The 12,998-nt window shown below is 35.9% G+C and carries 9 protein-coding genes; 1 reads left to right on the forward strand and 8 read right to left on the reverse strand.

What is annotated here, in order from left to right; all coding sequences use genetic code 11:
* Positions 1-65: 65 nt before the first annotated feature.
* Positions 66-3,386 (reverse strand): DNA polymerase III subunit alpha, encoded by a 3,321-nt coding sequence (gene dnaE / locus N0K73_RS02195; RefSeq protein WP_112249923.1) that lies wholly within the window; start codon positions 3,384-3,386, stop codon positions 66-68.
* Between the two features lie 133 nt (positions 3,387-3,519).
* Between dnaE and N0K73_RS02200 the strand changes: the two genes are divergently transcribed.
* Positions 3,520-3,708 (forward strand): YjzD family protein, encoded by a 189-nt coding sequence (locus tag N0K73_RS02200; RefSeq protein ID WP_057973576.1) that lies wholly within the window; start codon positions 3,520-3,522, stop codon positions 3,706-3,708.
* Between the two features lie 47 nt (positions 3,709-3,755).
* On the opposite strand, the gene pepT is transcribed toward N0K73_RS02200, so the two are convergent.
* The 7 genes from pepT to glyQ all read right to left on the reverse strand — a co-directional run bounded on the left by pepT (position 3,756) and on the right by glyQ (position 12,846).
* On the reverse strand, positions 3,756-5,006 hold the full coding sequence (gene pepT / locus N0K73_RS02205; RefSeq protein ID WP_112249925.1) for a peptidase T: 1,251 nt from the start codon (positions 5,004-5,006) through the stop codon (positions 3,756-3,758).
* A 58-nt stretch (positions 5,007-5,064) separates the two neighbouring features.
* Positions 5,065-5,862, reverse strand: coding sequence for a Nif3-like dinuclear metal center hexameric protein (locus N0K73_RS02210; protein WP_112249927.1), 798 nt, complete (start codon positions 5,860-5,862; stop codon positions 5,065-5,067).
* Positions 5,859-6,554 (reverse strand): tRNA (adenine(22)-N(1))-methyltransferase, encoded by a 696-nt coding sequence (locus tag N0K73_RS02215; protein WP_112249929.1) that lies wholly within the window; start codon positions 6,552-6,554, stop codon positions 5,859-5,861. The genes N0K73_RS02210 and N0K73_RS02215 overlap by 4 nt, the downstream gene beginning before the upstream one ends.
* Positions 6,555-6,651: 97 nt before the next feature.
* Positions 6,652-7,791, reverse strand: a complete 1,140-nt coding sequence (rpoD, locus tag N0K73_RS02220; RefSeq protein ID WP_057973580.1) for an RNA polymerase sigma factor RpoD — start codon at positions 7,789-7,791, stop codon at positions 6,652-6,654.
* Between the two features lie 14 nt (positions 7,792-7,805).
* Complete coding sequence (dnaG, locus tag N0K73_RS02225) at positions 7,806-9,665, reverse strand: DNA primase (protein ID WP_112249930.1); 1,860 nt, start codon at positions 9,663-9,665, stop codon at positions 7,806-7,808.
* 186 nt (positions 9,666-9,851) lie between these two features.
* Entirely contained in the window at positions 9,852-11,927 is a 2,076-nt protein-coding gene (gene glyS, locus N0K73_RS02230; RefSeq protein ID WP_112249932.1) for a glycine--tRNA ligase subunit beta, read from the reverse strand.
* Between the two features lies 1 nt (position 11,928).
* On the reverse strand, positions 11,929-12,846 hold the full coding sequence (gene glyQ / locus N0K73_RS02235) for a glycine--tRNA ligase subunit alpha (protein ID WP_057973583.1): 918 nt from the start codon (positions 12,844-12,846) through the stop codon (positions 11,929-11,931).
* Positions 12,847-12,998 lie beyond the last annotated feature (152 nt).

Genomic DNA, 12,998 nt, shown 5'->3' on the forward strand with positions numbered 1-12,998 from the left:
TTAACACTTTTCAGAAAAGTTGTCTTGTTAAATGTGAAAATATTTTCAGTATTTTCATGAACTGATTATTTAATGACGACATTTTCAGAACCTAACGTTTTTGTAAGCGCTGTATGTGTTTCTTCATCATCCCTCAACCAATAAGTTCTATCCAAACTGATTTTTCGATTGTCTTTTTCGTAGTATAAAATGACGGGTGTCTGGCCCAATCGTTTTTTCATTATTTGCATTAATTCTTCTACTTTTTCATTAGTTGATTCTTTAGAAATTTTTAGAAACCATTTTTTTTGTGTCAATTTAGCAAAATAATCATCCGCTAAATCAATACTTTTTATAATAATTTGAAGACCTCTGTTTGTCTCGACATCCCCTGATACGACGACAACGTTATTTTTTTCAAGTAGTGATTCTTTCTGTCGAAATAAATCAGGAAATATTGTTAAATCTATTTCACTTGTTTCATCTGAACCATTCAAAAAGGCCATTTGCTGACCCTTTTTTGTACGAATAACTTTAATCTTAGTCAGGTTCACTAAAATAGTAACACGCGTTTTTTCACTTATCTCTGAAATCTTTTGTATCTTAGTTTGACTTAATTGTTTACGGTATTTTTCGATTGGATGCCCCGATAAATATGCTCCCAGATATTGGGATTCTTTTTCTAAACGAAACATCAATGGGAAATTCGATTGTCTCGCTATTTTAGGCGTTAATAGTTCAAATAGATTCGTATTATTTCCACTTAAATCAATACTACTAATCAATTCTGGCAAAGCGCCAACCAGCTCTGCACGATTGTAGTCAAATTGGTCAAAGCAACCAGCGTAAATGAGCGCCGCAATATTTTCTTCGTTCAGGTATCGCTTATCTATTCGGTGTAAAAAAGCTTGAAAATCTGTAAAAAGCGCTTCTTGCCGTAGATTAATAATGTGCTCTATAAAATCTTTCCTAAGTCCTTTTATGCTGCCTAATCCGAACCGGACAATATTGTTTTGCAAACTAAAACCGGCCTCACTGAGATTAATATCAGGTAATTTAATGGTTACCTGATATTGCTTAGCTTCAACAAGATATTCTTTTATTTTTTGCGGATTGTTACCCACAGAATTCAGAATTGCTTCAAAAAATGCCGCCGGATAATTGGCCTTGATATAAGCTAATTGAAATGCAATTTTACTATAAGCGACTGCATGTGATCGATTAAATCCGTAGTTAGCAAATCGCTCAATATATTGATAAACAACTTCAGCAACGGATTCTTGTATACCATTTTTACGTGCTCCTTGAACAAATTGGGTACGCATTTCATCGATGGTTTTCTTCTTTTTCTTACTCATCGCACGACGTAATAAATCAGCTTCGCCCAACGTAAAATTACCCATTTTTGATGCAACTTGCATGACTTGTTCCTGATAAACTAAAACGCCATATGTCGGTTCAAGAATTTGCTTCAAACTATTATCTGGAAATGTTATTTGTTCAAGTCCATGTTTACGCGCAATAAATGTATCAATATTCTCCATTGGACCCGGACGATATAATGCATTCACGGCAGCAACATCTTCGAAAGACGTCGGTTGTAGCTTTTTCAAAACGTTCTTTATGCCGCTTGATTCAAATTGAAAAACACCTGAAGTATCTCCCATTCTAAAAAGAGCTAGCGTTTTTTCGTCTTCTAGATTGATAAGCGCGGGATCAAAGTTGACCTGATAATTTTTCTTAACCTGCTTAACGGCTTGATCTAAAATGTTCAAATTACGTAGTCCTAAGATATCAATTTTTAATAACCCAACATTTTCAACTAAATCTTTAGAGTATTGCGTCAATAAAATATCGTCACTCCCATTTTGTAAGGGCGCAACTTCCCGCAAATCAATTTGACTGAGTACAACCCCAGCCGCATGAGTTGAATAATGTCTAGGTATTCCTTCGATGTGCTGAGCAATTGTAAAAATACCTTTATTTTTTGTACTATCATTGACTAGATTACGTAATTTTTGAGATTGTGCTAACGCATCCGACAATGTTATTTTCAAGACATTTGGAATCGCATCACTCCAGCTTTTCATTTCAAATGGCGATATACCGAAAACACGACCAACATCCCTTAAAGCTTGTTTAGCTGCCATCGTTCCAAACGTAATAATTTGAGCCATATGGTAATGGCCGTATTTGTGATGCAAATATTCAAGAATCATTCCCCGTTTGTCATCAGGTATATCCAGATCAATATCTGGCATTTGCACTCGTTTTGAATTTAAAAAACGTTCAAATAACAAGTCGTATTGGATTGGGTCAACATCTGTAATTGTTAAAGCATAAGCAGTGAGAGCACCAGCAGAGGACCCTCGTCCAGGACCAGTAATGATCTGTTGTGAATGTGCATAGTTCATGATATCCCAAACAATTAAAAAATAGTCTTCGAATCCCATCTCTTGAATAACGCCTAGTTCAAGATCTAATCTTTGTTTATATTCATCGGGAACCCCATTCGGAAATCGTGCGTTTAAACCCGAATTACTAAGCTTTTTTAAATAGCTATGAGCCGTCTCATTGTCTGGTAAAGGATATTCTGGTAGTTTGGGTTGTGAAAATGTCAACTTTAGAGATGTCGCGTCCGCCACGTTTTGCGTTTCCTGAACGGCTTCTACCATGGATATTGCCTGATAATTATCTATTATCTCATTTGGATTTATTAGCGAGTATGCCCCTTGTACCTGTTCACCCAGTTGATCAGCCGGAATTGTCTCCCCGTTACTAATTGCCTTTAATACGTCAACATCGGCTTGGTTTTCGGGATTGAGGTAACTAACTTCATCTAAGGCTATCACTCGCATATTGTAGCTATCAGCCAGAGCCTTAATTGATTGTGCAGTGATTGTATCCATTCGATATGATAATCCAATTCGGACATTTTTTGAACCCATTAAGCTTTGATATTTAGCTAATAAGTCTTTCACATCAGAAATTTGACTTTGTTCAATTAAATAACTAAATTCGCTTTTCTCGTTAGGTGACAAAATAAATAATCCATCTAAATAATCAGCAAGGTAATCAAAATTTAAATATCCTTCACTTAGGGTCATTTTTAAAGTTGATAATCGCATTAAATTCTGATAACCTTGCTTATTTTTAGCAATAAAAGTCAGTTCGTACTCCTGATCCGTTTCAATTAAACCAGCAATATCTAATGTCAGTCCGATAATTGGTTTAATCCCAACTTTCTGACAGGCATTATAAAAATCAATTGCACCATACAATACATTGTTATCTGTTAGAGCGATTGTTTCGTAGCCTTGCTCTTGTGCTTTTTGAACCAAATCATTAATTTTAGTGGTGCTTTGTAATAAGCTAAATGAACTTTTAACTTTTAACGGCACAAACATAATGACCCTCCTTTTTATGTATCTATTACTGCTATTATACAAAACTTTCTAACAATACCCAACAGACACTAAAAAGCTTTTGCAAAAATAAATATTTGTGTTAAAATTACTTTTGAATGTGAGGTGCTGTTATATGATGAAACAATTAACAATTCTCTTTTGGGGCTTCATTTTTGGTGAAGTAATTGGCTATATCGTAAGCTCACTAACTGGTACGCTCTTTGCTCCAGTTTTACAAATCGGTATTATCTTCGCAGTTGCTGGCTCAATTGTCGTGAACTGTCTCTACGCCATAATCAAAGATCCTAAATCTGATAAATAAAAAAAGATAAACTAATTAGTTTATCTTTTTTATTTATCTTAAAATGACTATTTTGTTTCTTCGGATACTAGCTTTACAATTTCCAACACAACATCTGTTGCCTTTTCCATCGTCTCTACTGAGACAAACTCAAATCGTGCATGCATATTTTCTGCTCCAGCAAACAAGTTTGGTGTTGGTAATCCCATAAATGAAATTTTCGAGCCGTCTGTTCCTCCACGTACCGGATAGATATCAGGTTTAATTGATAAGTTTTCCATGGCTTGTTGAGCAACATTTACAACGGTCATATCTTTTTCGATTACTTCGCGCATATTATAATACTGATCTGCCATATCAATTGTGACACGATCTGTATCGAATTCAGCATTCATCTTATCAGCAACGCCCATCATAAATTTCTTACGATCTTCAAATTTTTGATGGTCATGATCACGAATAATGTAAACCATTTTTGCTTCATCTACTGTGCCATCCACTGAAATCAAATGATAGAAACCTTCGCGACCTTCAGTCTTTTCAGGAACCTCATCTTGTGGTAAAAGTGAATCAAATTGACTTGCTAATTTATTTGCATTAATTAAAACACCTTTGGCGGTTGCGGGATGAACTTCTTTACCCTGAATTGAAATAACCGCTTGCGCAGCATTAAATGTTTCGTATTCCAATTCACCTAATGGCCCACCATCTACTGTATAAGCAAGGTCAGCGCCAAAATCTTTAACATCAAATTTATCTGCTCCTACACCAATTTCTTCATCAGGTCCGATTCCAACCTTAACATCTCCATGCTTAATCTCTGGATGCGCAACTAAGTAAGCTACGGCCGTGAAAATTTCAGCAACACCAGATTTATCATCCGATCCTAGTAAAGTTGACCCATCTGTTGTTATAAGTGTATTACCTTTATAATTTTTTAAATTAGGAAATTCTTTAACAGTTAATTTAAATTTACCTTCATCATCAAGATTAATATCAGATTCACCATCATAATTTTCAACAAATTGAGGATTAACACCCTCTGCCGTAAAGTCCGCTGTATCCATATGCGAAATAAATCCAACCGCTTTTACTTTTACATCATTTTCTAAATTACTAGGCAATGTTGCTAAAACGTACCCACTTTTTTCAGAAATGCGTGCATCAGTTAATCCAATCTCTAAAAGTTCCTTCTTTAATTCTTTTGCAAATTCAACTTGAGTTTGCGTCGAAGGTGTCAATCCTGAATTTTCATCAGAGCGAGTTTCTGTTTTAACGTACTTAATAAAACGTGGAATTAATTCTTCATATTTTGTCATGATGGCATATCTCCTAATATTATTATTTAACAATTCTAATGATACTCTAATTTTTCAATTAAATAAACTGAAATGGATCTGTATTGATAGTTGATTCAATTGTTTCAATTTGCCAATCGTTATCAATAGTCCATTCGTTAAATAATCGTTTCAGTTGAGGCTTACAAATACTTTCAATATGATGTCCAGGATCCACAGCAGACAGACCTTCAGCTAGCATGTCGTGAGCTGTATGATAGTAAACATCCCCAGTCACATAGACATCTGCCTGATTCTTAATTGCCTCGGGATAAAATTTTCCACCATCGCCACCCAAAATGGCAACTCGCTTAACTGATTGCGTTAAATCAGTTGAAATAACCCGTAGTCCACTGAGATTAAATTGTTGTTTACAGTACTCTGAAAACTCAGCAACGGTCATTTCATTCTTTAGATTCCCTACACGACCCATTCCATAATCCATACTCGTCGTGTGCACTAGAGGTATTGTTTTTTGCAAGCCTAATTGATCTGCCAACCAATCATTCATCCCACCAACAACATTATCTAAATTAGTATGCGCGGCATAGACGGTAATATTATGACTCAATAAATCAGCGTACATTTTATTTTGTGGATTCGTCGTATCCAAGTTTTTAGCTGGTCTGAACATCAATGGGTGATGCGCAAAAATAAAATCAATGTTATTATCGATTGCTTCTTGAACAACTTCTGGACGGACATCAAGTGTCGTCATCACCTTAGAGACTTTATTATTCATATTTCCTAACTGGAGACCAACCGGATCGCCTATTTCAGCCATATTTTTGGGCGCAAATAGTTCAAACCGTTGAATTAAGTCACTAATTCTTGTCATCTTAACATCTCCTCAATTTCTTTGATATCAATTTCTAGGACCTTTTTTTTATCAATTGGCACCTCATTAGCAGCCGCAAAATGTTTTAAAACTTCACGTTTTTTGGCCATTTGGTGTTGCCATTTAGCTTTAAATACCTCATTTTGTTCAATTCTTAGATTAGGTCCGTATTTTAAGTCTAACGAAGAGTATCCAACTTTATTACTAACCTTTTCGGCCACAATAATCTCATAGACGTGGTGATCATCTTCAACGATGTCCTCATCAATAATTTGATAAGAATGATTCATTAACCATTCTCGAATTAATTCTTGACCAACATTAGGTTGAATGATCAATCGACGAACGCCCGCCAACTTCTCTAAATCGGCATTAAAAATGTCTCTTATTAATGGGCCACCCATTCCTGCAATCGTAATCGTATCAATGTTATCGTCCGTTTTAATTGCCTTCAATCCATTAGCTAGCCGCGGCATAATCATATGATCTAACCGTTCTGTATTAATTTCTGTCACCGCATTTTCATAGGGCCCTTTTGCTACCTCGCCGGCAACCGCATATGAAATAATTTTGTTAATGGCTAAATAGGCTGGAAGATAGGCATGATCTGATCCAATATCAGCTAACCGTGCATTTTTTGGGACAAATTTTGCAACTTTTATTAATCGATCTGACAAATGACGTGCATCCATGTGTTTGTTCCTCTTCTTTCGCGTGTTATCTTCCTTCATTATAACTAAAAAAAAGCGATTATAAAACAGGTTTCGTTTTATAATCGCTTTTAAATTTTTATTCTAAGAAATCTTTTAATTGTTTTGAACGAGATGGATGACGTAATTTGCGTAATGCCTTAGCTTCAATTTGACGAATACGTTCACGCGTCACACCAAAGACTTTACCAACCTCTTCAAGTGTTCTTGTACGACCATCGTCAAGACCGAATCTTAGACGCAAGACATTTTCTTCACGATCAGTTAGGGTATCAAGAACATTTTCAAGTTGTTCCTTCAAGAGTTCATAAGCAGCATGATCAGCTGGACTTGTTGCATCTTGATCTTCAATAAAATCACCTAAGTGAGAATCATCTTCTTCACCAATTGGTGTCTCCAATGAAACAGGTTCTTGAGCAATTTTCAAAATTTCACGAACTTTTTCAGCTGGCATTGCTGGCATGTCCATTTCGGCACCAATCTCTTCAGGAATTGGTTCACGAACAAGTTCTTGTAATAATTGGCGTTGAATTCTGATTAATTTATTGATTGTTTCAACCATATGAACGGGAATTCTAATCGTACGAGCTTGATCAGCAATTGCACGTGTAATTGCTTGTCTAATCCACCATGTTGCATACGTTGAAAACTTAAATCCTTTACGATAATCAAATTTTTCAACGGCTTTCATTAGGCCCATGTTACCTTCTTGAATTAAATCAAGGAACTGCATTCCACGACCTACATAACGTTTAGCAATCGATACAACCAAACGCAAGTTAGCTTCTGCCAATTTTTGTTTAGCTTCTTCGTCGCCTTCTTCAATTTTCAAAGCCAAAGCAACTTCTTCTTCGGCTTTTAAAAGATTAACACGACCAATTTCTTTCAAGTACATTCTAACTGGATCATTAATTTTAATTCCGGTTGGTGCAGAAGTATCTTTCAAAGCCTTTTTAGTTACTTTCTCAGCAGCTTTTAAACTGTGTTCACTTGGGTTTCCCTCTTCATCAACGACAGCAATACCAGAATCTTCAATTTTTTGAAGCAATTTATCCATTCGATCAGCATCTAAATGAAAAGGCGTTGCTAATTCATTTGTTAAATCATCATACTTAATTTCTTTTTTTACTTTGTATTCTTTGATTAACTTCGTTTGAGCCTTTTTGAAGCCTTTTTCATCAAATTCTGTTTCTTCGACTTTTTCTACTTTTTTTACCATTAATAATTCCTCCCTTAGATGGATGTTCGTGGTACTTGTTGTTTTTGGTACAACGCTATTAACTTAAATGATAGTTCATTTGTTAGTTCAGTATTACCTAAACGAGTTGCCTCCGCAAGATCAGAACGAACTTGATTAATTGACCGTTCAATTGGCGAATCATTCATGATAACTGATACGCAATCATTCAGTTCATCTTCTGATGAATTATCCGAAACAGTCATTAGTTCAATCTGCATTACAAAACGTTTTAAAGCCTCCTCGGGTAGATAATCTAGGAAACTAGCAATTTCATATTGATCGTGTAGTTCCAAATAACCTTCAGCCAGCGTATATATCAACTGATAATTATCATGAACAAAACTAAAGTCATCGACTGCTCTAATTTTTAACCATGCCGTATGATCGTGCAATACACGATACAATAACAACCTTTCGGCCCTCTCAACACGATCAATTTTCTCATCTCGCATGATTTCTTGATGCTGTTCAATTGGTGGCTCGTCCGTCCGAACTCTTACCGGATTAACTCTCGGTTGCGGTTCTCTCGGTTGGTTAGCTACTAAATCTACTAGTTGTTGTCTTAAAATTGTTTTATCAATTTTAAATTCATCAGCCAATTGATTAACATAAATATCTTGTTCAAAGGGTGTTTTTATTGTAGCTAAAACTCGTAAGACTTGATCGATATAATCAATTTGCTCACTTTCATTTTTTAAATTTCGATCTCGTTTTAAAAAGTTCATTTTAAATGAGATCGTCGTTTCCCGAGCGGAGTGAGCCAACTCAAGAAACGCTTCTTTACCATTTTTTGTAACAAACTCATCAGGGTCCATGCCATTAGGAATGACCAGCACGCCAACCTTCATCTTCGTTTGGTTGGTCAATAAATCTAAAGCACGATTGGTTGCATTTTGTCCAGGGTCATCCCCATCGTAACAAATATTTAACTGCGAAGTTGAACGTTCTAACAAATAAATCTGTTCATTTGTTAGACTGGTTCCCATCGATGCAACACCATTTTTAACGCCAGAACGATAGGCGGCTATAACATCCATAAACCCTTCGAACAAAATAACATTACCCTCTGTTCGAATTTCTTTTTTAGCTAAATCGTAATTGAATAAAATATCACGTTTATTAAAAATAGGTGTTTCTGGACTATTTAGATACTTTGGTAGGTCTTTATTTTTCTCGAGTAAACGACCTGAAAATGCAACAACCTGTCCGTTTTGATTTCTAATCGGAAACATCACACGATTAATAAAACGTTCACGTAGGTTACCCGCTTGATTCTCAATGAATAGACCAGACTGTCTTAATATCTGATAATCTAGTTTCTTTTCATTAAAGAAATCCTGCAATACTGATTTTTCAGGTGCAAACCCAATTTGGAAAGTTGTAATATCTTCATCAGTCATCCCTCGATTGTGCAGATAATCCAGAGCTTTTTGTCCCATCTCTGTATTCATTAGGATATGCTGATACAACTTAGTAGCATCATCGTGAAGCTGCTTTAATTGCCGATTTTCAGTTGATTCTTGGGTCTTAGCCAACTGAGATTGAGCATACTTACTGTCAATCTCTATACCAGCAAATTCTGCGACTTTATTCACTGACTCTGGAAAACTAAGCCCATCCAATTCAATTAAGAATTTAAAAACATTACCGCCTCGTCCACAACTAAAACAATGGAAGATTTGCTTCTCTTCACTAACAGAAAATGAAGGCGTCTTTTCTTCATGAAACGGACACAAACCCATAAAATTACTACCGGATTTTTTCAATCCAACGTATTGACTAATGACATCCGTAATATTCACACTTGTTCTTACATGTTCAATTACATTCTCCGGTATTCTCATTCTAGCCATTCACCTCCAAACCTAACGATACGAAGTTATACATCTTTTTGAGTACCCATAATAATAACATTAATTTGACATGAATACAATAATTAGCTCCAACTATTAGACACATTTGTCAAATATGCGTATTCAGATTCTACTACCAACTAAAAAGTAGAAAATCACCTTCTCAGATAATTTTCCACTCCTATATTATTTAATATTTAATTTCTCTAAATCGCCTAATTTAGAACTCATTTTGGCAATTAAACTTAATTGATTTAAACGATTCTGCTTAATTTTAGCATCCTCAACCATAACCATTGTCTGGTCAAAGTAATTTTCAATTAATGGACGAATATCACTCAATATATGATATAACTCTTCTGGCGTCAAATCAACGATTCGACGTTGAATTGTCTCAACTCGTTCAAACAATTCTTTTTCGGCAACGTTATCCAATAATGTTGCCTTCACTGATAAATCAGTTTCGTTATTTTTGTCAGCCAACTTTAAGACACGAGTAACGGCTTCAATTGTTTCTCTAAAATCACTATCTTTCTTATGTGCTTCAAGCGTTACCGCTGCTTCCGCCATTGTTAACAAATCTGCATCTGTACTGCCAATAACACTTTCAATGACATCATAACTTACCTTTTGATTTGAGAACCATTGTTTCATACGATCATTAATAAAGCTTAAAACTTCTAAATCATTCTCACCTACGGACATCTTTGTAAATAATGCCGGGTGAAGTGTCGCTAATGCTTTAATATCGTTTAACACTTCAAGTGGTGAAAAACGCCATTGACGTGATTCAACAATTCTAACCACACCGAATGCTTGACGACGAAGTGCGTACGGATCATTTGATCCGGTTGGAATTAATCCTACTGAGAAGAAACTCGAAATGCTATCTAATTTATCAGCAATAGCAAGAACTGCACCAATTTTTGATTTAGGTAATTCACCGTCTGCACTAATAGGCATATAGTGTTCAGAAACGGCTTGCGCAACAGCTGGATCTTCACCCATCAATAAAGCATATTTTTCGCCCATTATTCCTTGAAGTTCTGAAAATTCACCAACCATCCCGGTTACTAAATCAAACTTATAAATTTCACTGGCTCTTTGTAAAAGTGCTAACTCACGGTCATTTAAGCCCTCACGTTTACCAATGATTTGAGCCATTAACTGGACACGTTCCATTTTTTCATATGTTGACCCAATTTTATCATGGAAGGTTACATTTTTTAATCGTTCAACGTAGTCATCAATGGTTTGCTTTTGATCTTCCTGATAGAAAAATGCGGCATCTTCTAAACGTGCCGTAAGAACTTTTTCATTTCCGGCCTCTACGTTAGCAATGTTGGCTTCTGTACCATTACGGACTGAAACAAACATAGGTAAGATAGCGTCATTTTGGTCACGCACATAAAAGAATCTTTGATGATCCTTCATTGAAGTCATTAAGACAACATCGGGAATATCTAAATATTTTGCATCAAAATGGCCAGAAAATACAGTTGGATATTCAACCAAGTTATTAACTTCTTCTAAAAGATCTTCGTCAACAATAATATGCCAACTTTGATTATTTTCAAGGGCGTTAATCTGTGTTCTGATTGTTTCTTTACGTTTTTTTGAGTCAACTATGACATACTGCGTTGCTAATTTTTCAACATATTCGGTTGCCGTTTCAAGATCAATCGCTTTGCCTAAAAAACGATGTCCTTGCGTTTGACGGCCGGACTCAATATTTAGAATGCTAAATGGAATTATCTCATTATCAAGTAACGCAACTAACCAACGAATTGGGCGAACATATTTAAAATCATAATTTGCCCAATGCATCATTGTGGGGAAAGTCATGGCTTCAATAACAGCTTTAATTTGAACCAAAATATCTTTGGCCGCTTTTCCAGCAATAAATTTATTAACGTAAACGTATTCAACACCTTTTAATTCTTTAAAGGTGATTTCATCTGTTGTCACTCCTTGACCCCGAACAAATCCTTTAGCAGCATTTGACCAGTTTCCCTCGTCATCTAATGCAATTTTTTTTGCGGGTCCTTTAGCTTCTTCTTGAATATCTTCTTGTTTATCAGCCAAATCAGTTACTTCAACTGCAAGCCTTCTGGGCGTTGAGAAAGCTTTAACTTCCCCAAACGACAACCGTTGCTCTGTCAGAAAATCACTAACACGTTTAACTAATTGATTTTGACTCGGTGTCACAACATGAGCGGGTATTTCTTCTAACCCAATTTCTAATAAAAAGGAATGTGTCATCTTATTTGTCCTCCTTTAATAACTTTTCACGAAGTTTTTCATCTTTAAGTAAAGGGTAACCTAATTTTTTACGCTCTTGAACAAAGACTTTAGCAATTGATTTTGCCATATTTCTAATTCTTGCTAAGTAACCGGCACGTTCAGTCACTGAAACAGCACCACGAGCATCCAATAAATTGAACGTATGGCTACACTTCAAAACATAATCATATGCGGGATGTACTAACCCATTAACAATTTGTTTCTTAGCTTCAGTTTCATAAACATCAAATAAATTAAATAACATTTCTTGATTACTTTCTTCAAATGAGTATTTAGAATTTTCGTATTCGGGTTCTTTGAAAATATCACCATACATAACACCATCAGCCCATTCAAGATCGTAAACACTCTCAACGTCTTGTATATATGAAGAGAGACGTTCTAAACCGTAAGTAACTTCACTGGTAACCGGATGAACTTCCAAACCACCAACCTGTTGGAAGTAAGTAAACTGAGTAACTTCCATTCCATCAAGCCAAACTTCCCAACCAACACCGGCACAACCCATTGACGGATTTTCCCAATTATCTTCAACAAATCGGATATCATGTTCAGCAGGATCGATACCTAATGCGCGTAAACTATCCAAATACAAATCTTGAATGTTTGCGGGAGATGGTTTCATAACCACTTGGAATTGGTGATGTTGATAAAGACGGTTAGGATTTTCACCATAACGACCATCTGCAGGACGTCTCGAAGGTTCCACATAAGCAGCATTCCATGGTTCGGGTCCAATTGCCCGTAAGAACGTGTAGGGACTCATAGTTCCGGCCCCTTTTTCCGTATCGTAAGCTTCCATCAGCATACAGCCTTGATCAGCCCAAAACTTTTGTAATGTCATGATAATATCTTGAACAGCTAACTTTTTTGACATGATAGTCCTCCTTATTTTTAAGCACAAAAAAACCTATGCAGTCTTGTAGACCACATAGGGACGATTTTAATATCGCGGTTCCACCCTACTTCCGGTTAATTAACCGGCAGCTTCATTAACAAAGGACTCCGAAAACGCCAATAAAAATAATC

Origin of the sequence: Dellaglioa algida (genome assembly GCF_030127605.1) — a bacterium.
GTDB classification, from domain to species: domain Bacteria; phylum Bacillota; class Bacilli; order Lactobacillales; family Lactobacillaceae; genus Dellaglioa; species Dellaglioa algida.